This window comes from Parasynechococcus sp. (genome assembly GCF_045559935.1).
Lineage (GTDB): Bacteria > Cyanobacteriota > Cyanobacteriia > PCC-6307 > Cyanobiaceae > Parasynechococcus.
In genome coordinates this window covers 736,582-756,957 of sequence record NZ_JBJLJL010000008.1, presented here as the reverse complement: position 1 = coordinate 756,957, position 20,376 = coordinate 736,582, and the positions used below count along the sequence as shown (strand labels likewise).

General features: G+C 64.9%; 21 protein-coding genes and 1 pseudogene. 9 read left to right on the top strand and 13 right to left on the bottom strand.

From position 1 onward, the window contains the following. Positions 1–2: 2 nt before the first annotated feature. Positions 3–491, bottom strand: a complete 489-nt coding sequence (locus ACJ0G7_RS08350) for a SixA phosphatase family protein (protein WP_407395712.1) — start codon at positions 489–491, stop codon at positions 3–5. Then, positions 469–2,058 carry a DUF3352 domain-containing protein gene (locus ACJ0G7_RS08345; protein WP_407395711.1) on the bottom strand — a complete coding sequence of 530 codons (1,590 nt, stop codon included), beginning with the start codon at positions 2,056–2,058 and terminating at the stop codon, positions 469–471. The genes ACJ0G7_RS08350 and ACJ0G7_RS08345 overlap by 23 nt, the downstream gene beginning before the upstream one ends. A 53-nt stretch (positions 2,059–2,111) precedes the next feature. On the opposite strand from ACJ0G7_RS08345, the gene ACJ0G7_RS08340 reads away from it, so the two are divergent. Together ACJ0G7_RS08340 and ACJ0G7_RS08335 are read left to right on the top strand one after the other, a co-directional pair. Next, complete coding sequence (locus ACJ0G7_RS08340) at positions 2,112–2,465, top strand: rhodanese-like domain-containing protein (protein WP_043693288.1); 354 nt, start codon at positions 2,112–2,114, stop codon at positions 2,463–2,465. Continuing rightward, complete coding sequence (locus ACJ0G7_RS08335; RefSeq protein ID WP_043693291.1) at positions 2,465–3,439, top strand: heat-inducible transcriptional repressor HrcA; 975 nt, start codon at positions 2,465–2,467, stop codon at positions 3,437–3,439. Before ACJ0G7_RS08340 ends, ACJ0G7_RS08335 begins: the two co-directional genes overlap by 1 nt. Positions 3,440–3,451: 12 nt before the next feature. On the opposite strand, the gene trpB is transcribed toward ACJ0G7_RS08335, so the two are convergent. Then, entirely contained in the window at positions 3,452–4,708 is a 1,257-nt protein-coding gene (trpB, locus tag ACJ0G7_RS08330; protein WP_407395709.1) for a tryptophan synthase subunit beta, read from the bottom strand. 22 nt (positions 4,709–4,730) lie between these two features. Further along, complete coding sequence (locus ACJ0G7_RS08325; protein WP_043693296.1) at positions 4,731–5,690, bottom strand: class I SAM-dependent methyltransferase; 960 nt, start codon at positions 5,688–5,690, stop codon at positions 4,731–4,733. A 28-nt stretch (positions 5,691–5,718) separates the two neighbouring features. Here ACJ0G7_RS08325 and ACJ0G7_RS08320 point away from each other — a divergent pair, with 28 nt between their 5' ends. Both ACJ0G7_RS08320 and cysC read left to right on the top strand, forming a co-directional pair. Beyond that, positions 5,719–6,045, top strand: coding sequence for a translation initiation factor (locus tag ACJ0G7_RS08320; protein ID WP_043693300.1), 327 nt, complete (start codon positions 5,719–5,721; stop codon positions 6,043–6,045). Positions 6,046–6,076: 31 nt separating this feature from the next. Beyond that, positions 6,077–6,715: an adenylyl-sulfate kinase gene (gene cysC, locus ACJ0G7_RS08315; RefSeq protein WP_043693304.1), complete on the top strand. Its 639-nt coding sequence runs from the start codon at positions 6,077–6,079 to the stop codon at positions 6,713–6,715. On the opposite strand, the gene ACJ0G7_RS08310 is transcribed toward cysC, so the two are convergent. After that, entirely contained in the window at positions 6,657–7,718 is a 1,062-nt protein-coding gene (locus ACJ0G7_RS08310) for an AI-2E family transporter (protein ID WP_043693307.1), read from the bottom strand. The two genes, cysC and ACJ0G7_RS08310, sit on opposite strands and share 59 nt — an antisense overlap. Next, entirely contained in the window at positions 7,719–8,282 is a 564-nt protein-coding gene (purE, locus tag ACJ0G7_RS08305) for a 5-(carboxyamino)imidazole ribonucleotide mutase (protein ID WP_407395706.1), read from the bottom strand. A gap of 31 nt (positions 8,283–8,313) precedes the next feature. Between purE and ACJ0G7_RS08300 the strand changes: the two genes are divergently transcribed. Both ACJ0G7_RS08300 and bchM read left to right on the top strand, forming a co-directional pair. After that, positions 8,314–9,462 (top strand): N-acetylglucosamine-6-phosphate deacetylase, encoded by a 1,149-nt coding sequence (locus ACJ0G7_RS08300; protein ID WP_407395704.1) that lies wholly within the window; start codon positions 8,314–8,316, stop codon positions 9,460–9,462. A gap of 27 nt (positions 9,463–9,489) precedes the next feature. Next, complete coding sequence (gene bchM / locus ACJ0G7_RS08295; RefSeq protein WP_407395703.1) at positions 9,490–10,203, top strand: magnesium protoporphyrin IX methyltransferase; 714 nt, start codon at positions 9,490–9,492, stop codon at positions 10,201–10,203. A gap of 59 nt (positions 10,204–10,262) precedes the next feature. Here the strand turns inward: bchM and ACJ0G7_RS08290 are convergent. The 5 genes and pseudogenes from ACJ0G7_RS08290 to ACJ0G7_RS08270 form a co-directional block, all read right to left on the bottom strand. After that, positions 10,263–12,147: pseudogene (locus tag ACJ0G7_RS08290) on the bottom strand (glycoside hydrolase family 18 protein). 631 nt (positions 12,148–12,778) lie between these two features. After that, entirely contained in the window at positions 12,779–13,285 is a 507-nt protein-coding gene (locus ACJ0G7_RS08285) for a cellulose binding domain-containing protein (RefSeq protein ID WP_407395702.1), read from the bottom strand. 209 nt (positions 13,286–13,494) lie between these two features. Next, positions 13,495–14,415, bottom strand: a complete 921-nt coding sequence (locus tag ACJ0G7_RS08280; RefSeq protein ID WP_407395701.1) for a pseudouridine synthase family protein — start codon at positions 14,413–14,415, stop codon at positions 13,495–13,497. Next, complete coding sequence (locus tag ACJ0G7_RS08275) at positions 14,412–15,143, bottom strand: response regulator transcription factor (protein WP_043693326.1); 732 nt, start codon at positions 15,141–15,143, stop codon at positions 14,412–14,414. The genes ACJ0G7_RS08280 and ACJ0G7_RS08275 overlap by 4 nt, the downstream gene beginning before the upstream one ends. A gap of 38 nt (positions 15,144–15,181) precedes the next feature. Beyond that, entirely contained in the window at positions 15,182–15,706 is a 525-nt protein-coding gene (locus ACJ0G7_RS08270) for a hypothetical protein (protein ID WP_043693329.1), read from the bottom strand. A 27-nt stretch (positions 15,707–15,733) separates the two neighbouring features. Here ACJ0G7_RS08270 and ACJ0G7_RS08265 point away from each other — a divergent pair, with 27 nt between their 5' ends. Then, positions 15,734–16,909 carry a cysteine desulfurase family protein gene (locus tag ACJ0G7_RS08265; RefSeq protein ID WP_407395700.1) on the top strand — a complete coding sequence of 392 codons (1,176 nt, stop codon included), beginning with the start codon at positions 15,734–15,736 and terminating at the stop codon, positions 16,907–16,909. A gap of 35 nt (positions 16,910–16,944) precedes the next feature. Beyond that, entirely contained in the window at positions 16,945–17,751 is an 807-nt protein-coding gene (locus tag ACJ0G7_RS08260) for a hypothetical protein (protein ID WP_407395698.1), read from the top strand. Here ACJ0G7_RS08260 and ACJ0G7_RS08255 read toward each other — a convergent pair. Both ACJ0G7_RS08255 and rsmH read right to left on the bottom strand, forming a co-directional pair. After that, on the bottom strand, positions 17,738–18,247 hold the full coding sequence (locus ACJ0G7_RS08255) for a DUF456 domain-containing protein (protein ID WP_407395697.1): 510 nt from the start codon (positions 18,245–18,247) through the stop codon (positions 17,738–17,740). The two genes, ACJ0G7_RS08260 and ACJ0G7_RS08255, sit on opposite strands and share 14 nt — an antisense overlap. Then, entirely contained in the window at positions 18,237–19,130 is an 894-nt protein-coding gene (gene rsmH / locus ACJ0G7_RS08250; RefSeq protein ID WP_407395696.1) for a 16S rRNA (cytosine(1402)-N(4))-methyltransferase RsmH, read from the bottom strand. The genes ACJ0G7_RS08255 and rsmH overlap by 11 nt, the downstream gene beginning before the upstream one ends. Before the next feature lie 56 nt (positions 19,131–19,186). On the opposite strand from rsmH, the gene ACJ0G7_RS08245 reads away from it, so the two are divergent. Beyond that, the gene (locus ACJ0G7_RS08245) at positions 19,187–20,371 is read left to right on the top strand and encodes an NAD(P)H-quinone oxidoreductase subunit H (RefSeq protein ID WP_043693339.1); all 1,185 of its coding nucleotides are present in this window, start codon (positions 19,187–19,189) and stop codon (positions 20,369–20,371) included. Positions 20,372–20,376 lie beyond the last annotated feature (5 nt).

Genomic DNA, 20,376 nt, shown 5'->3' with positions numbered 1-20,376 from the left:
ACCTAAGCCGGAGCGTCTGAGCCCAGCAGCAGTCCAGGCCGCAGCAGGGCCTGCAGCTGCCAGCTCCCGCCGGAACCTTGCAGTTGGATGACTCCGGCCTTGCGCAGCGCCAGAGAGCCCGGCACCAGACCCAGCAGGGAGCAGGCCAGATCGCTGAGATCAGGCTCATGGCCCACCAAGCCGACCCGCCCGCTCAAGGCCTGCACCAGAGAGGCGGCCGCACCACCGGGCTGAAGCCTGGGGTGCGGCTCCAGCTGAGGGCTGAGGCCGGCATCGCAGGCGATCTGCGCGGTCTCCAGTGCCCGCCGGTAGGGACTGGTGATCAAGCGGTCAACACAGAGGCCGCGGGACACGAGTGCGTCGATGACGGCCCGGGTCCGCTGGCGCCCCCGGGCGGTGAGAGCCCGATCCGGATGATCCAGCCCACCGGGACGCTCCTCAGCGATGCCATGCCGCAACAGCAGCAGCTCAACCGAGTTCGAGGCGGGCATGCATCGGCAGCACGGAGCGGTTCCCATCGTTGTGATCACTTTCGAGCGCCAGGGCGAGACCTTTGACCCTCGCCTGAAGCGGATCACCCGAGAGTGCCTGCACCAGCCTCCACGGGTACCAGCGGCCCAGCAGGCTGCGGGCCGGTTGATCCGCCAGCAGCAAGGACTGACTGGCCGCTTCGGCCCCTTGAAGGGCACGCCACTGGTTCTGACGATCCGAGATGCCTCGCGATTCCCTGCGACGCTCCAGCGCGGCCAGGGAATCTCCCCACCAGTCGAGATCCGCCTCACCGGCACTGGCGACGGCGAGCTGGGCATCCAGCCCCTCTCCGCGTCCTCGCTGACGCACCAGCCGCGTCCAGACCTGCAGCGTTTCGCCGTCTCCGGAGAGCTCGGAGCGGGCCAGCCCCTCCTCCTGCAATCGCTCGTTCAGCGATGACCGGGTCGGATGGCCAGGACGGGTGGCCAGCAGCCAGCTCTCCGCCTGCTGCAACCACAGCAGCGGTCCGTCATCAAGGCGAGCGATCTGACCCGCCGCGGGCTGATCGGAGAGGACGTGCCGAAGCAGGGGACCCACCCACTGCACCAAGGGGTGGTCATCGTCGGCACGGATCAGACGACCAGGATCCTGCAGCTGCGCCAGCCAAACGGGGCGTCCGACCGCTGCGGGAATCAGCCCATCGGCCGGTGCCCAGGAGGCACTGTCCAGAGGGCCGCGGAAACGCAGCAGACCATCCACCGCCAGATCACGACCGTCCGGATGCAGCCGGGCCACGAGCCCCTCCAGATCAGGCCGGTCGGCAAGGGCCGCCGGCAGCTGGAACCAGTGCTGCAGAGCTGCGGGAGACACGGTCATCAGGGCGACCCCCTGACCCAGCTCCTTCAGCTGACGCTGCAACTGCGCATCCCCCAGCTGGTGCTGATCCTGCAGTTGAGACACATCCAGGGCCTGTTCCAGCACGCCGCGACCGGACGCGAGCAGCAGCAGATCGTCATCGATCAGCGTCGTGGCCAGAGGAACCGGAGCCCTGCCCTGCAAAGCCCCACGGCCACTGATCAGACCCATGCCGCGGTAGCTGGTCACCTGCAGGTCGGTCCCGGCCAGGCTGCGGGTTTGCCAGAAACGCTGCAGAAACAGTCGGGCGCCATCGCTGCTGCGGCTGGAGAGAGCCAGGATCCAGCCGGGATCGGATCCGGATCCGTCGGCATCCAGCAGGGTGAGGCTGACATCCGAGCCGAGCCAGGAGGCCAGCTCAGAGTCGTAATCCAGGCCTGCCAGAGCGAAGACGCCCTCGCGCCAGCGCCGCGCGGCGTCTCGCGCCTGTCGTCGTTCCGATGCGGGAGCCACCGCCTGGACATAGGCCGGCAGACGGGACGGATCCGCCAGCCAATGAAGGGAAAGGGCCGCCTGACGTGGCACAAACCGGGCAGCACGAGGCAGCTCCGGCGACGCCTCCGCCAAGCGGAGCGGGCTGCGGCGGTCCATGGCCCACAGCACGCCGAGCGTGATCAGCAGCAGGGAGAGCAGCACTGCGATCAGCGCACTCAGGAAGGGGCGGGCCTTCATGGGCCTGCAACATCGTGTGACTTCATCTTTGTCCATCGCCGCAGAATGGCGCCATGGCAAACCTTCATCCCCGACCGATCACCGCTGCGGAGCTGCAGCGATGGATCGAAAGTGGCGACAACCCTCCGCAGCTGGTGGACGTGCGGGAAGACGCCGAACTGGCCATCGCGCCTTTCCCGGCTGCGGTGGTTCATCTGCCGCTGAGCCGTTCCGGGGACTGGCTCGACACGGTTCCTTCGCGACTTCCGGCCGACCGCCCCGTGGTGGTGCTGTGCCATGCCGGTGTGCGCAGCCAGCATTTCGGCCTGTGGCTGTTGGAACAGAAGAGGCACGGAGAGGTGTGGAACCTTGAGGGCGGTATCGACGCCTGGAGCGTGCAGGTGGATTCACAGGTGCCCCGTTACTGATGAAGCCCCTGTCCGCCCGACAACGACAGGTGCTGCAGGCGACGGTCCACCACTATGTGGACACGATCGAACCCGTGGGCAGCCGCACCCTGGTGCAACGCTTCGGCATTCCCGCAAGCTCCGCCACGGTGCGGTCCGCGATGGGCGTTCTTGAGCAGCGCGGACTGCTGACGCAGCCGCACACCTCCGCCGGACGGGTTCCCAGCCCGCTGGGCTACCGCCACTACGTCGACTGCCTGCTGCCGGAACCCGGGTCAGCGGTGCAGCTGCTGGAACGGGAGCTGGCGGGCCTCAGCCTGCGCTGGGCGGCCCTCGACGATCTGCTGCTGCAACTGGCGCGACGACTGACGGACTTCACAGGGCTGATGAGTCTGATCACCCGGCCGGCCCCTCCCCGCAATCAGCTGGAAGCGGTGCGGCTGGTGAGGAGCGGAGACAGGCTTCTGGTGCTGCTGGTGGAGGACAGCGGCCGGGCCAGCCACCTCAACCTGAGGCTTCCCCATGGAGCTGCCGAGGAACTGGCGGCGATGGAGCGCTGGACCGATCGGCAGCTGGAACAGGGGACTCTGAACTGGGATGCCTTGCCGCCACAGCTGCAACGAAGCGGAGGCGTGCTGCGCAGCGCCCTGGATCAACCCACGCCGACCGGCGGCGAACCGACGGTGGTGCACGGATTTTCGCGCCTTGCGGCAGAACCCGAATTCCACAGCGCCAGTGATCTGCGACCGCTTCTGGAACTGATCGATGAGCGTCCCGAAGCGCTGGTCAATCAGGGAAGTCAGGCCCGGGTCTGGATCGGTGAGGAGCATCCCCATACCGCTCTCCAGACCTGCTCGGTCGTTCAGGCTCCCTACCGATGTGGATCCGAGGGCATCGGACAGGTGGCCCTGGTGGGACCGATGCGAATGGCCTACGCCACGGCGAAAGCTGCTGTCCAGCGGGTGGCACGCCACCTTGAGCTGTTGCTCAGCTGAGCGACCGCGGCCTCAGAGCTGGTCCCCCAGCTTCTCCGCCACGGTGTTGACGTCCTTGTCGCCGCGACCGGAGCAGTTGATCACGATCTCGCTGCCCTCGGGAAGCGTGGGGCAGAGGGTGTCCAGCCAGGCGAAGGCATGGGCGGTCTCCAGGGCCGGAATGATGCCCTCCAGTTCGCTGACCAGACGCAGGGCATCGAGCGCCTGCTGATCGGTGACGGCGCCGTACTCAGCCCGACCGATCTCCCGCAGATAGCTGTGCTCGGGGCCGACACCGGGGTAATCCAGTCCAGCACTGATGGAGTGGGCTTCCTGAACCTGTCCGTCTCCGTCCTGGAGCAGCAGACTCATGGCGCCATGCAGCACGCCCGCCCGCCCCTCGGTGATGGTGGCGGCGTGACGACCGGTGTCGACGCCATCACCAGCGGCCTCCACGCCGATCAACCGAACGGAGGTGTCCTGCACAAAGGGGTGGAAGAGTCCCATCGCATTGGAGCCACCACCGACGCAGGCCAGAAGCACATCGGGAAGGCGACCGAAGGCCTCCTGGCACTGCTGCTTGGCCTCCTGACCGATCACCGCATGAAAATCACGCACCAGCATCGGGTAGGGGTGCGGACCGGCGACGGATCCGAGGATGTAGTGGGTGGTTTCCACATTCGTGACCCAGTCGCGGATCGCTTCGCTGGTGGCGTCCTTGAGCGTGGCGGTGCCAGCGGTCACCGGTTGCACCGTGGCCCCCAGAAGACGCATCCGGAAAACGTTCAGAGCCTGACGGCGCATGTCCTCCGCGCCCATGTAGATGATGCAGTCCAGGCCGAAGCGGGCGCAGACGGTGGCTGTGGCCACACCATGCTGACCGGCGCCTGTTTCGGCGATGATCCGCTTCTTGCCCATGCGCAGGGCCAGCAGGGCCTGACCCAGGGCGTTGTTGATCTTGTGAGCACCCGTGTGGTTGAGGTCCTCACGTTTCAGCCAGATGCGAGGGCCACCGTCACTGCGTCGGTAGTGGGCGGTGAGACGCTCGGCCTCGTACAGCGGTGTGGCCCGACCGACGTAGTTCTTCAGCAGCTGGTTCAGCTCGGCGGTGAAGGCGGGATCATTCCAGGCCTGGGCGGCCGCCTGCTCCAGCTCCGCCAGAGCAGGCATGAGTGTTTCGGGAACGTACTGGCCACCGAAACGACCGAATCGACCGTGGGCTCCGGGACGCACCGATGGCTGCAGGCTGGATGGATCCGGAGTGCTGGTGGGGGGCAGGGTGCTGGTCACGGATCCACGGTGGAGCGTTGGGTCAGCGTAAGCAGGCGATCACGCGATGCCGCGGGTCGCAGGCACGGATGCTCTGATCCCGAAACCCGGCCTGCTGCAACGCCGCCGGCATATCGAGGGCGAAATATTGCTCGATGTATGGCTCCGTGCTTTTCAACAGCGTGGCCACCGGCGCCGGCAACCGCTGAAGAACAGAGGAGGCAGGATCCTGATCCACCATCACCAGCACCCCGCCTGGACGCAGCAGCCGTCCTGCTTCGGCGAGGACGGCGTGGGTCGCCTGCTGCGGCAGCTCATGGCAGACGAACTGCAGGCTGATCAGATCGACGGACCCCGATTCGAATCCGGTGCTCTCGGCAGCGCCATGGCACCACTCGGCCACCAGTCCCTGGCTGTCGCGCACCCTGGCCACCGCGAGCATGTCGGGTGAGAGATCCAGACCGATCACAGTCGGGCGATCGAACCCGGCGGCATCAGCCCGCTGATTCAGCCAGATGGCGAGCGCCTGGGTGCTGACCCCCACAGAACAGCCCAGATCCACGACTCGGCGGATCGGGCCCTGCAGCAAGGGCTGAACAGCAGCATGGATGGCATCCCGCAGACGCGTCTGGGCCTGGGCTGGGGTCAGATCGTCGTCGGGCCAGACCCGCAGGGCCATGGCATCGGTGGCCTGCTCCGCCTCCGCTGCGGCCTGCCAGCAGAGATTGCCCTGCTCATAGGCGTGGAAGCGGGCGCGGTAGTAGGCCGGTGGCGTGAGACCAGTGGTGGTGCTCGACTCCAGCAGCGGTGCAGCGGCCTGACGCAGCTCCTCGCGACGGGCTCGCCAGGGAATGCCGCTGCGCTCGGCGGTGCGGATGATCAGCTGCCGGGCCTGAAAGAACAGCGGCCGGCGCAGCAACCCGATCCCGATCAGCAGCTCGATCAAACGGCCCAGCCCTCGGCTGGAGTCCGCCCAGCGGGGAGTGGCGGCGGCATTGGTCATCGACAATGAGAGCGATTGCGAAAGGCGGATGCCGAAGGGCGGCTGGCAGGAATTCAGCAGCGCCGACAGTCTGCAGCGGCCCAGTGGTCCGTCGGCGGAGCCCCGGCCGAAAGCCGATCAGATGGTGCGGGTGCAGCCGACCCGCGGCGGCAAGGGGGGCAAGACGGTGACGATGATCCGCGGTCTGGAGCTGGACGCGAGCGGCCTCAAGGCACTGCTGAAGAAGCTCAAGACCCGCATCGGCAGCGGCGGCACAGCAAGAGACGGCGTGATCGAACTGCAGGGCGATCAGGTGGACCTGGCACTGGACTTGCTGAAGGCCGAGGGCTACCGGCCGAAACGGGCGGGGGGTTAAGGGAGAATGGCCGCCACTTGAGCCCGTGGTGATGACCGCTGCTACCCCCAAGGCCTCCAACATCGTCTGGCACGAGGCGTCGGTGGACCGTTCAGCCCGGGCTGAACAGCGGGGGCACCGCAGCGCCATCCTCTGGTTCACAGGGCTCTCCGGGTCGGGCAAGAGCACCCTGGCCAACGCGGTGAATGCCGCTCTGTTCGAACAGGGGCTGGCCACGTACGTCCTCGACGGAGACAACGTGCGCCATGGATTGTGCAAAGACCTCGGCTTCTCCGATGCCGACCGTGAGGAGAACATCCGCCGCATCGGCGAGGTGGCCAAGCTGTTTCTCGACTCCGGTGTGATCGTTCTGACCGCCTTCGTCTCCCCCTTCCGCGCTGACCGTGACAAGGCCCGCGCCTTGGTCGAGGACGGAGATTTCTTCGAGATCCACTGCGCCGCGGACCTCGACGTGTGTGAATCCCGCGATCCCAAGGGCCTGTATGCCAAGGCACGCGCTGGGGTGATCAAGGAGTTCACCGGAATCTCCAGCCCCTACGAGGCCCCGGAACATCCGGAACTGACCATCGACACCGGTGCTCAGGAGCTCTCCCAGTCCGTCGCCCTGGTGATCAACGCCCTGCAGTCGCGGGGGGTGATTCCTGTTGCATCGCATCAGCCAGCGATTTGATGCAACTGGCGACGGGAACCGCCAACAGCAATCCCAGCAGTTCTCCCAGCCCGTTGATGGCCCCGATGCGCGCTCCGAGGGGAAGCGAAATCAGCAGCCAGGCGGGCTGGAGCCCCACGATGCTTCCCATCAAGCGCGGCTGGATCACCTGATCCACCACCTGGCCCACCAGGATCGCCGCAACCAGCAGCTCCAGACCGGTGCGCGGATCCTGGATTCCGAGAATGGCGCTGACCAGCACGATCGTGATCGCACTGGCATAGGGGATCAGCGTCGTGAAACCGATCAGCACGGCGAACAGCACGCCGTAGGGGATGTTCAGGACGGAAAACACCACCAGCTGACCGGCGCTGAGGATCAGGGCAAGGACCACCTGCCCGGCGAAGTACCCCCGGAAGGTGCGCTCCAGGGTCGTGATCACCAGATCACGCCAGCGCTCCGGCAACCAGCGGGCGAGCCCCTGGGTGATCGAATCCCCCCCCAGCAGCAGAAACACAGCCAGCACCAGAACGATCACGGTGTTGATGGTCGTGCCGACCGTGGCACCGAGGATCGCCAGCAGACGCTGGCTGAGCTGGGTGACCACCCGACTCAGCTGGGTGACAAGGTCGCTGCTGAGATCCGCGAAATCAGCGGGCAGACCGCGGTCCACCGCCCAGGCCTGGCCCCTGTTGATCAGTTGTTCGGCCGCCGCCAGCAGGGACGGCGCAGCACTGATCAGCTGACTCAGCTGCTCGATCAGCAGCGGCACCAGCTCCACGGCCGCAAACACGAGCAGTCCGACACTGACCAGCACCACCGCCGCGATCGACAGGCTGCGACTGAAGCCCCGTGCCATCAACCAGCGGCAGGGAAGATCCAGCAGAAAAGCGATCAGAGCCGCTGTGAGAAACAGACCTGGAAACGGGGCGAACTGCACCAGAACCCGTTTGAGCACAAAGGCATTGAGGCCCAACAGCGGCAGAGCAAGACCGACTCGCAACCAACCGGGCCAGGACATCATTCAGGGCGAGGGCTGGTTCATGGACATCAGGTACGCCGCACTGCCCTGCTCCTGAAGGCGGGCATCTTTGGCAACCACTGCATCGTGCAGACCGCGGCGGTGATCCGCCAGCCGGATGGCAAGCTGCTCATCTTCAACCGCAAGGATCTGAGCGGCGAGCAGACCGCCATTGAGACCTCCGCCGATGGCGACCGTGGCGACGGGAATGCCGCCGGGCATCTGCACGATCGAATGCAGGGAGTCCGCGCCGGAGAGAGCTTTGCTCTGCACCGGAACTCCGATCACCGGCAGGGTCGTGAGCGATGCCACCATCCCCGGCAGATGGGCGGCACCACCGGCGCCGGCAACGATGACGCGGATGCCCCGCCCACGGGCACCTTCCGCGAAATCGATCATGGCCTGAGGGGTGCGGTGGGCCGACAGCACCCGAACCTCAACCTCAACGCCAAGCTGCCGCAGGATCGCGGCTGCGGGCTCCATGGTGGGCAGGTCGGAATCGCTGCCCATCACCACGGCCACGCGGGGGAGATCGTCTGTCACAGGGCATTCCGGCGAGACTGCCATCGTCCCGCACGACCCTGCCAGGCCCGACCCGATGCGACGGATCATCGATGTGCGTCTGCCGGCCCCGCTCGATCGGGAGCTGGATCAGCTCCACCAGCTGGAGATCACTCCGGAAGGAATCATCCGGCAGATCCTGCCGATGGCGACCGGAGACCTCACAGCCGGTGAGTCGTGGAACGGCGACTGGCTGAGTCCCCGCGGCATCGATCTGCAGATCAACGGTGGGCTGGGCCTGGCCTTCCCAGAACTGAAGCCCAGCGATCTGCCGCGTCTGATCGATCTGCTGGACCAGCTCTGGGCCGATGGCGTGGAGGCGATCGCTCCGACGCTGGTCACCTGCGGCATTGCGCCACTCCGGCAGGCCCTCAGCGTTCTGCAGGAGGCTCGCCGCCACGAACAGGCCGGCCGTTGCCGCCTGCTGGGAGCCCATCTGGAAGGACCCTTTCTGGCGAATGAGCGCCGCGGCGCCCACCCGCCGGAACACCTGGCGGTTCCCAGCCTTGAGGCGCTCGATGAACGCATCGGCGGGTTCGAAACGGAGATCGCCCTGATGACGCTGGCTCCGGAACTCCCGGGTGCGAGCGCCGTGATCGCCAGGCTCAAAGAACTGGGAATCATGGTGGCTCTCGGCCACAGCGCCGCGAAGGCGGACCAGGCCGCTGTGGGGTTTGATCAGGGGGTGGGCATGCTCACCCATGCCTTCAATGCGATGCCGGGTCTGCATCACCGGGCCCCGGGGCCCCTGGGTGAAGCCTGTCGGCGGGGCGGCATCGCCCTGGGACTGATCGCCGACGGGGTGCACGTGGATCCCACCATGGCGGTGCTGCTGCAACGGCTGGCACCGGACCAGGTCGTGCTGGTGAGCGATGCCCTGGCTCCTTATGGCCTTGCCGATGGAGAACACCGTTGGGATGAGCGGGTGCTGCTGGTGACGAACGGCACCTGCCGACTGGAGGACGGCACCCTGGCAGGGGTGACCCTGCCCCAGCTGGAGGGCGTCAGACGGCTGGCCGGCTGGTGCGGGCAGCCGGGCGCTGCGATCTGGGGAGCGACGGTCGCACCACGACGGGTGATCGGCACCGCTGTGACGTTGAACGACGCGTTGGTGGGCCAGCAGCTGACGAACCTGCTGCGCTGGAGCCAACGCGAGGGGAAACTCCACTGGGGCTGCGCTGCTTAAGATCCCGCCGAACACGACCCTGCTTCGATGGCCCCCGATCAACTGCTGGAGCAGAAACAGGCCGAGAAACAGGAGGTGAAGGGCTACTTCGAAACCACGGGCTTCGATCGCTGGAACCGCATCTACAGCGAAAGCGATGACGTGAACAAGGTGCAGCGCAACATCCGCATCGGTCACCAGAAAACCGTGGATGAAGTGCTGTCCTGGATCCAGGCCAGCGGTGAGCTCAGTGATGTGAGCTTCTGTGATGCCGGCTGTGGTGTCGGCAGCCTCAGCCTGCCGCTGGCCGAGATGGGGGCCGGCTCGATCAGCGCCAGCGACATCTCCGAAGCCATGGCTCAGGAAGCGGACCGCCGCGCCCGCGAGGCGGGCCTGGACATGGGCAAGCTGAACTTCTTTGCCAGCGACCTGGAAAGCCTCAGCGGCTCGTTCCACACGGTGTGCTGCCTGGATGTGTTCATCCATTACCCCCAGCAGCCGGCCGAGGAGATGGTGAAGCACCTCTGCGGCCTCACCGAGCAGCGCCTGATCGTGAGCTTTGCGCCGTACACCCCGCTGCTGGCGCTGCTGAAGGGCATCGGCCAGCTGTTCCCCGGCCCCAGCAAAACCACCCGGGCCTACACCCTGAAGGAAGAGGGCATCGTCAAAGCGGCGGAAGCCTGTGGCTTCAAGCTGGTGCGCCGCAGCCTGAACAAGGCCCCCTTCTACTTCTCGCGGTTGATCGAGTTCCGCAAGTCCTGATCACATCGGAGCATCACTGTTGCGAACAAAATCCTCCCTCGAGATGAGGGAGTTCCTGATCAAACCAGACCGGTGAAATCCGACAGGCTGAAATCACCATTGCCGCCAATGATGGCGTCAAAGTTAGGGGCGCGTTCGATCACCTCCGCATAGCTGGCTCCCTTGCGCAGCAGGTCATCAGCAGCCTCCACCAGGCTCGCCTCGCCTGCCGCATCGTTGCTGAGGGCCCAGAACATCATTCCGCCCAACCCCTTCTCCTCCACATAGGCCGCCTTACCGGCAATGGTGGCTGTGGTTTCCATCGAGCTCCATTCATCACCGTCGTAGAGGAAGGCCGCCTTGTTGTCGTCGTCCCAGTAGAGATTGCGCCTGACCCGTGACCACATCGTTGAGCAGATCCTTGTAGTCGTAAACGCCGGCCTCGAATGAACCGGTGGCATCACGACCGGAGCCGGGTTGTTGATAGCCGAAGGTTCCGCCATCCGAGACGTTCCCCCAGGCGCGGGTGTAGGCCGGGGCCCCCATCACGACCTTGCTCAGCTCGATGCCCGCCGTTTCAAAAACATCAACAGCCCCGGTGACGTCGTAGTTGTTGGCGTCACCGGTCATCGCAGCCTGATGGCCCGTGACGTTCTCCCAACCGCCATGGAAGTCGTAGGTCATCACGTTGTAGAAGTCGACGTTGGGGTCGATGCCTTGGAGATTGAGGTTGCCCAGCTTCTCTTGGCCACCGGCCGTGGCAATCGACACCTCAAAGTCACGCCCGGTGCGGGCCGAGAGATCATTCAGGGCTGTGCGCAGGTCGCGCAACACCAGCTCGAAGTTGGCCCCATCACTGGCGGAAACGGCATTGCCCGCCTTACCGCCGCCACCGGGGTATTCCCAGTCGAAATCGACCACGTTGAAGAAGTCGTAGGTCTCGAAAATGCGCACGGTCTCGCTGACGAATTTGTCGCGACCCGCCTGCGTGGCGTAGGCGGTGCTGAACTCATCGGACAGCGTCCAACCACCGAGGGCAAAGCCGAGGTTGACCTCCGGATTGAGCTCCTTGAAGCGGCGCAGCTGCTCAAAGTTGCCGGCATCGTTGGTGCCAACGCCGTTCCAGCCCACGGGAACCGACGTCACCGTGATGGCGCCACCGGTTTGGGTAACGGTGTAGCGCCCTGAGTTTTCGTAGATGTCGAGCAGCTCCGGTGCCATGGCGGCGTAGTCGCTGGAGGTGAAGGTGCGACTGACCTGATCGGACTGGGAGAAGCGTTTCTGCAGAGCTGCGAATTCGTCGAACAAAGTGATCGACCCATCGGCCTTCACATCAAAGAAGCTGTAGTTCATGTGGGTCATCGACTGGCCGTCGACGTCGGAGAGATTGACGTCGCGGCTGTAGATGCCCCACTCCTCGAAATAGGTCACCACCCGCTTGTCGGTCGTGCCGTTGGGGCGTTCGTAGTCGATGGTGACCGTGCCGTCTTCAACGACCGTGGTGTCTTCAGTCACCGTGACCTCAGCATCGGGGGGCTCGACAGCGGGAGGCTCAACAGCCTCGCCAGCGTCCTGCTCAGAAGCCTCCGGCTGAGCCACCTCGGCGCTCGTGGCAGCGAGATCGAACACCTGATTCGGATCAGAGAAGTCGCCGGAACCTTGGTAGTAGGAGCTCTGGGCGGAACCTGCGGCCAGGGGAGCCGACCAGGACTTGGGAGCCAGGGTGACGACGTAACGGCCATCGTCACGGAGCGTGTTGGTGAACTCGAAGTTGCTGACGCTCTTCAACGGTGCATCGGAGACAAAGCTCACCGTCCAGTCGGTGCCGACCGAGGTGCCGGTGGTGTTGGTCACCGTGACGTTTCCGGCGAAGGTGCCCGACCAACCACCCGTGATCGTGGCGGACACCACCAGACCCGAAGCACCGGTTTCCACCTCAACCGTCGGCTCTGGGTCGCTGGGCATGGCGGAGTCCATGCCCATCTCTGGAGCCGTCTCCATGTCCATCTCCGTGTCGGGATCCATTGGCATGGAGCCGTGGTCGCCCATGGAGTGGCTGTCGTGGGGGGGCTGCTCATTCACCGCCGCATCGCCGGACTGGGTCTGGAAGCCATCCGTCAGCTCACCGGCAGGCGCTGCGGGGGTCAGCAGAGCAGTGCGGTCCTTGAGCGTCAACGACTGCACCGAGCGCCCAAAGGGGATCTCGAGGTTGTCTTCAACGATCTGATCGAAGTGGAATTCCAGGCTGGCCCCAGGAATGTCAGCCAGGTTGGTGTTCTGGAAGATGAAGGTCTGCCCGGTTGGCTCCGTCGAAATCACCAGGTCAGCACCGTCCTGCGTCACAGAAAGACGCTCGCGGGTGCCGTAATAGAGAAAGCTGATCTTGTCGGTGGTCGGATCAAAGTCGGTGATGGTCTCGACCCTGCCGTACGCATGGGAACGGATGTACGTGGTGTTGGGGTCTCTGTCGCCGACACCCAACTCCCATGAGACAACCCCTCCAAGGTCCTGACGCAGGTGTTCATTGCCGACGACGCCGTAGTCCTCGAGGGCCAGCTGGTCGTAGGTCACCCCCACCAGGGTCATCTTCTGGGCGTCATTCCAGGGGCTCAGAGAAGGTGACGTAGCCCTCTTCCGTTTTGCCGAGAATCAGGTTGTGAACCGACTGCCCGCCGAAATCCAGACGATCGATGCCGGGGCGGAAGTCGGTGACCTCTCCTGAGTAGACATCCACCTCGAAGACCCGCGCTGGGGAATCGCTGTTCGGTGCTTCAGCCTCAGGCTGGAGCTCGGGATCCGGCTCCGGTTCAGGGCCCGAGCCTTCCACAACTGAATCAATAAAGAACATCTCGTCCGTCAATGTCCCGCTGGTGGGAAGGTCGACGCTGACGGCGTTGAAACTCAGACTCAGGGAGCCTCCGGCAGGGATGGAGGCACCCCAACTCGGGGGGCGAATGGTCACCTCATAGGTGCCATCCCCCAGATCAACAACGTCGTAGCTGGACGACCACACCTGAACATCTTTCTGAGTGGTGCGGAAGGTGTATGACCAGTCACTGAGAGACGTATCGCCAGAATTCGTCAAGGTCAACTGACCTGACATTCCTCCCCAATAAAGATCACCGGAAACAGATCCCTGAAGCGCCACGAAACAACACAATTCAACTCCCCAAAACCCTAAAGTTTCAAACGAATAACTCTCTTAAAAGCAACTGAGAAAGGCCAAAGAACTTGCGACATCCGAACACAAGCATTCATCCTTATGAGAAAAAGTTTGCAACAAATATCCCCCACATGAGGGATGGCAACCGTTCAGCAGATCCCCCAATCAGGGGAAGGCCAACATCGCCATGTGAGCCCCTCGGCTTCCAATCTCCAGGCATGCAACCGATAGCCCCCGTCCCCGGGGGTTGCGGTTGCTGAAACCTCGCGATTGCGCAGATACAAGGGATCCCCCAGCAGCGGGCTGCCCAGCTGCGCCAGATGGATACGGATCTGATGCGGCCGGCCTGTGGTGATCGTCACCTGCAATCGATCGGCATCATCCGTGCGCTCCAACAGCTCCAGCTCGGAATGGGCTGAAAGCCGTTTGCGGATCGGCGCATCGTGGAGCGGTTCCGGCCCCCAGATCCAGCCCAGGATCGGATGCGGCCGTTCCACCACATCACTGCTCACCGTCAAACACTGCCCCAACTCCAACCCGGGCACCCGCTGGCTCCAGGCCTGATACACCTTGCGGCAACCGCCGGCCGGCCGGAACTGCTTCGACCAAAAGGCACGGGTTTGCGGCGTGCGGGCACACACCTGCAGACCGGAGGTGAACCGCCCCAGGCGGTGCACCGGCCGCGCACCGGTCGGCTCCAGCAAGGCCGTGAGCGTGTGGCGCAGAAAGCCACCGCCGGGCATCACCGGCAAGCCCGACGGCTTGTTGATCACCAGCAGATCGCCGTCGTCATGGATCGTCTGCCACTGATCGGGAATCGCCTCCTCCCGCCAGGGCGGGCGACGCCAACAGAGGATCTCTCCGCCCTGCAGTTGCCGATCTGCCACCAGGCGCAGCCCATTGCAATCCAGCTCACCAGCGGTGATGCGCTGACGCCACATCTCGGCATCCGAATGGCGATAGAGCTGAGCCAACCAGTCGATCAAGGACGCGCCGGCCGCTTCAGCCGGCACCCGGTCGCGATACGTCCAGCCCTGATTGAGCGCCGCCTCGCGCCAGCCAGCCCTCAAGTCACCAGACGGTGCTCCAGGGCATAGCGCACCAGTTCCGTGCGGCTGGACGTGCCGGTCTTGTTGAACAGCCGACTCACGTACTTCTCGACGTTGCGGATCGAGGTCTCCAGCTGGCGGGCGATCTCCTTGTTCATCAGCCCCTCGGCCACCAGTTGCAGCACGCTCGCCTCCCGCGGCGTGAAGCTGTGCACCACCGGCTCTTTCGCGGGCAGAGCTTCCGCCTGGGCCAGCAGGGAGCGGATTTCAGTGATCTGCTTGGCCATCTGACCCATGTCCGTGTCAGCGAACCGGGCCGCCTCCTGCAGCAACCGCTGCTGGCGCTGCGCCACGTTGCGCACCCGCGCCACCAGTTCATCCGGGTCGAACGGCTTGGGGATGTAGTCATCCACGCCGGCCATGTACCCCTGGGTGCGGTCCGCCGTCATCCCCTTGGCCGTGAGGAAGATCACCGGGGTTCCTCCCAAACGCTCGTCGGCCCGCAGCTTCTTCAGCAGGCCGTAGCCATCGAGTCTCGGCATCATCACGTCGCTGATCACCAGATCCGGCAGCATCTGCTGCGCCTTCACGAAGCCCTCCTCGCCATCCACGGCCGTGGTCACATCGAATCCCTCGTCCTCGAGGTAAGCCTGAACCGCTGTTCGCAGACCGGGCTCATCGTCAACCAGCAGCAGCCTCGGCGCCGGAACCTCCTGCTCGTCTGTGCTGGGTGGGGGGGCGTCGCTCATGGCTGGCTCGCACTCAGTGCAATGTATGAAGCACGAGCTCAGGGAGCCAGTGCGGGTAACTGCTCCTGACGTTCGGGAATCAGGGTCGAATACCCCAGAGACAGGGCCTTGTCCCTCAGCGTGACCGGATCGGTGCCCGCCAGCTCCGGAACACAGGCCGCCCACCAGACCAGATGATCCTCACGGTTGGTGTCGTTCACCGGACCCCCGGGATTGATCGTCCGCACGTACACCGCCGTCGCGGTGCGTTTGACGCGAACCGGGCTGGAGGCGCTGCAGTCGACCGACTCGAAGTAGATGTTCAGATCGGAAGGGGATTCCTCCCAGATCTGATAACGCCGCATGGTGTCCGTGGACGAGGGCGTCCTCACCGCATAGATGCCGATGATGCGCGGGCCTCCGGCATCGGGCTCCTCGATCAGCACCTTCAGATCCTGAGGCCTGGATTTCTTCATCTGCTCCAGCACCTCCTGACGATCGATCCCGCGGATCGGCGCAGTGCACAGCAGCACAGGCAAGGCAACGGCTGCGGACAACATCAGCCTGGACAGCACAGAACGCATGCGCGTTGCGGCGGAAATCTGCGCACCATGGTGACAAGAACCCGCGCCTCTGATCTGACCTCGTCACCACTTGCCTTTGATCACCAGGCGACCACGCCCTGTGCTGCCGAAGTGGTGGAGGCGATGGAGCCGTACTGGTGCGAGCAGTGGGGCAATCCCTCAAGCCGGCAGCATCGGCTCGGGCTCAGTGCCGCCGCCGCGGTCTCCCTGGCGCGACGGCAGCTGGCGGAATGCCTGGCGGTGGAACCCGAACGGGTGGTGTTCACCAGCGGGGCCACCGAAGCCAACAACCTCGCCCTGCTTGGCCACGCCAGAGCCCGGAGGCGTTCCGGAGACCGGCCGGGCCATCTCATCAGCGTGGTCACGGAACACCACGCCGTTCTCGACCCTCTCCATCAGCTTCAGCGCGAGGGATTCCAGCTGACGTTGCTGAAGCCTGGACCCGATGGCCTGATCAGCCCGGACGATCTCAGGGATGCGATCACCGCTGACACGGTGATGGTGAGCGTGATGGCGGCCAACAACGAAATCGGAGTGCTGCAACCACTGGCGGAACTCTCCGCGATCTGCCGGCAACGGGGCATCACGGTTCACAGCGATGCGGCCCAGGCCTTCGGACATATTCCCCTCGATCCGGATGCCCTGGGACTGGACCTGGTCAGCCTCAGCGCCCACAAGCTGTACGGCCCCAAAGGGATCGGAGCCCTGGTGATCCGCCCGGGGATCGATCTCACCCCTCTTCAGTGGGGCGGCGGCCAGGAACAGGGCCTGCGCCCCGGCACCCTCCCGGCTCCCCTGATCGTCGGGTTCGCTGCCGCGGCACGGCTGACGGTCGCGGAACGGGATGCCCGTTCCGCGCGACTGCAGGAGCTGCGGGATCACCTGCTCCGCGGTCTGGAGGAACAGCTTCCTCAGATCCTGCTCAACGGAGCTCAGGCACCACGCCTGGCTCACAACCTCAACATCAGCGTCCCCGGGGTCAATGGCAATCGCCTGCATCGGGCTCTGCGTCCGGAACTCACCTGCAGCAGCGGATCCGCCTGCAGCAACGGCTCACCCTCCCATGTGCTGCAGGCTCTCGGCCGCAGCCGACAGCTGGCGGAAGCCTCCCTGCGGCTCAGCCTCGGACGAAGCACCACCGAGCAGGACGTGGAGCAGGCGATCCGTGTGATCACGCAGGCAGTGCGTGCGCTCACCCCTTGAACTCAGTACCTTCCGACTGATCCCTGAAACCGATGATGACCAGCACGCCGGGGCACTCTCTCGATGCGGGCTTGGCGATCCGGGATGGCTGGAGGGCTTTCCTGCTTTCCCCGTGGAGCTTCGTCGGCTTCGCGGTCGTCGCGACGATCCTGTCGTCGCTGGTGGATCTGCTTCCCGGAATCGCCGGGTTTCTGGCCACAACGCTGATCGATCTCTGGATCAGCATCGGGCTGGTGCGTGGTGCCTGGATCGCGCTCGACGGAAGAAAACCGGCCTTCGCGGATCTCGCCGCCCTGAACGGTCCGGCGATCTGGCGGTTGTTCAGCAGTCAGCTGGTGCTGGCTCTGCTGCTGTTGCCGATCGCTCTGATCGTGATCGGGGTTGCCCTGACCGCCGCCGAGGCCATCCAGCCCGCCGCCCGGCTGCTGAATCTCAGTTTCACGAGCGATCTGAGCGATCCGCAGCAGCTCAACGTGCTGATCCCGGGTTATCAGACGATGGTCATGAAGCTCATGCAGAGCCCCGTGGCCCTCATTGCGCTGCTGAGCGGCTGGGTTCTGGGGGTGTACGTGCAGGTGAACCAGTCCTTCCTGGGCTTCATCGCACTCCTCGATGGTCGTGGCCCGATCACGACGATCCGCCGCGGCTTTGAACGTGTGAAGGGTCAGTGGTGGCCGGTGCTGGGCCTGCTGGTGCTGCAGACGATCATCCTTCTGATCGGCGTTCTGCTGATGGTTCTGGGTCTGCTGGCGGCGGTTCCCCTCGTCTTCTGCATCACCGGTGCCGCCTACCGCCAGCTGTTCGGCTCCGACGACCGGGCCGATTTCCTCAAAGGGCGGTGAGCAGCACGAACCCCACCGCGCCGATCAAGGCCAGCAGCAGCTGAGCCACCTGGCTGACGAGCAGTCCGGCCACAACCGCCAGGCCGACCCGCATCGAGCGGACAGCGCGGGCATTCCAGCCGAGCTCCGGAGAGCGCTCTCGCAGCGACCATGCCTCCACGACGGTTGCCATCAACCAGGGACCGATCAGCACCCCGAATCCACCGGCCAACAGACCGAAACCGAGCCCGACCACCGCTGCCGGAGCAGACCAGCGACCAGCCTGCAGCCTCGCTGTGGCCAGGCTCACCGCCAGCAGATCGGCGATCAGCCCCAAGGCGAAGGTCACCGCGGCCAGCAGCAGCGGCGGCCAGCCGGCACTCCAGCCGACATGCCAGCACCAGAGCCCGGCACCGACCGGCAGCCAGAGCAGTCCCGGCAGCACCGGCAGCAGTGTTCCCGGCAGGGCCACCAGCTGGAGGGCCAGCGCCAGCCACCAGATCGGATCAACCGGCATCGATCCTCCGAGCCAGTCGCCACTTGGCACTGCGGCTGCGGGGATTGCTGTCCTGTTCCTCCGCGGAGGCCACGACGGGCTTGCGGGTGAGCCTTTCCAGCCGGTCATCACGCAGGAATGCCGTCTTCACGCGGCGATCCTCGAGGGAGTGGAAGCTGATGATTCCCAGCCGCCCAGCGGGCTCCAGCCAGTCCGGGGCCTGCTGAAGCAGTCGGTCCAGCACACCCAGCTCGTCGTTCACGGCGATCCGCAGGGCCTGGAAGGTGCGGGTCGCGGGATGGATGCGTCCCCGCCGCGCCTTCGGCGGATAACAGCCGGCCACGGCGTAGGCCAGGGCGGCCGTCCCGCTGTAGGCCCCCTGCGCAGCCAGATCCGCCTTGATCCTGCGGGCGATGCGGCGCGACAGTCGCTCCTCTCCATAGGCGTAGATGAGGTCGGCCAGCTCGCCCTCCTCAAGCCTCCCGATCAGCTGCGCCGCGGTCTCCGTTCCCTGATCCGGGTTCATCCTCATGTCCAGAGGCCCATCCAGGCGGAAGCTGAATCCCCGCGCCGCCACATCCAGCTGGGGACTGCTCACCCCCAGATCCGCAAGCACCATCAGGGCCGGTTCGTCAGGGGTGAAGTCCGCGAAGTTGGTGGCGACGATCTGAACTCTCTCTCCGAAGGGAGCCAGTCGCTCGGCCGCTGCTGCGCGAGCCGTGGGGTCCTGATCGAGACCGATCAGCCGCCACCCCGGATGCCGCTCCAGGAGCAGAGCGCTGTGACCGCCTCCACCGAGGGTGGCATCAATGAGCAGACCGGCCGATTCCGCCAGAGGCTGCGCAGCTGCCACAACGGCATCCGCCAGCACCGGCACGTGGCTGAACTGAGGCGCGATCGGCAAGCAACGACCCGAGGTGGACTCCTTAAGATTGATTCATCGATCGATCCGTGGCTCCCATGACGCAGCTGGAAACGCGCACGGAGCCGATGGTGGTGAACTTCGGGCCTCACCACCCCTCCATGCATGGGGTGTTGAGGCTGGTGGTGACCCTCGATGGTGAGGATGTGGTGGATTGCGAACCGGTGATCGGCTACCTCCACCGGGGCATGGAGAAGATCGCCGAGAACCGCACGAACGTGATGTTCGTGCCCTACGTGAGCCGCATGGACTACGCGGCCGGCATGTTCTACGAGGCGGTGGTGGTCAACGCTCCGGAAAAGCTGGCGGACATCCCGGTGCCGAAGCGTGCCAGCTACATCCGCGTGCTGATGCTGGAGCTGAACCGCATCGCCAACCACCTGCTCTGGCTTGGACCCTTCCTGGCGGACGTGGGAGCCCAGACGCCCTTCTTCTACATCTTCCGGGAGCGGGAGATGATCTACGACCTCTGGGAAGCGGCCACCGGTCAGCGCCTGATCAACAACAACTACTTCCGGATCGGCGGTGTCGCAGCCGATCTCCCCTGGGGATGGCTGGAGAAGTGTCGCGATTTCTGCGACTGGTTCGCACCGAAGATCGACGAATACGAAAAACTCATCACCAACAACCCGATCTTCCGACGCCGCATCGAAGGGCTCGGCACGATCGAGGAGCAGGACGCCATCAACTGGAGCCTGTCCGGCCCGATGCTGAGGGCCTCCGGTGTGCCCTGGGACCTCCGCAAGGTGGACCACTACGAGTGCTACGACGATTTCGACTGGCAGGTGGCTTGGGAGAAGGAAGGTGATTGCTACGCGCGCTATCGCGTGAGAATCGAGGAGATGCGCCAGTCCCTCAAGATCCTGCGTCAGGCCTGCGACATGATCCCCGGTGGTCCCACCGAGAATCTCGAGGCGCGACGTCTCAACGAAGGCAAGGGGAGCGAGGCCGCAGGCTTCGATTACCAGTACGTCGCCAAGAAAGTGGCGCCCACCTTCAAGATCCCTGACGGTGAGCTGTACACCCGTCTGGAATCAGGAAAAGGGGAGATCGGCATCTTCATCCAGGGCAACAACGATGTCACGCCCTGGCGTTTCAAGATCCGAGCCGCTGACAGCAACAATCTTCAGATCCTTCCCCACATCCTCAAGGGACACAAGGTGGCCGACATCATGGCCATCCTTGGTTCCATCGACGTGATCATGGGGTCCGTGGATCGCTGAGTCCT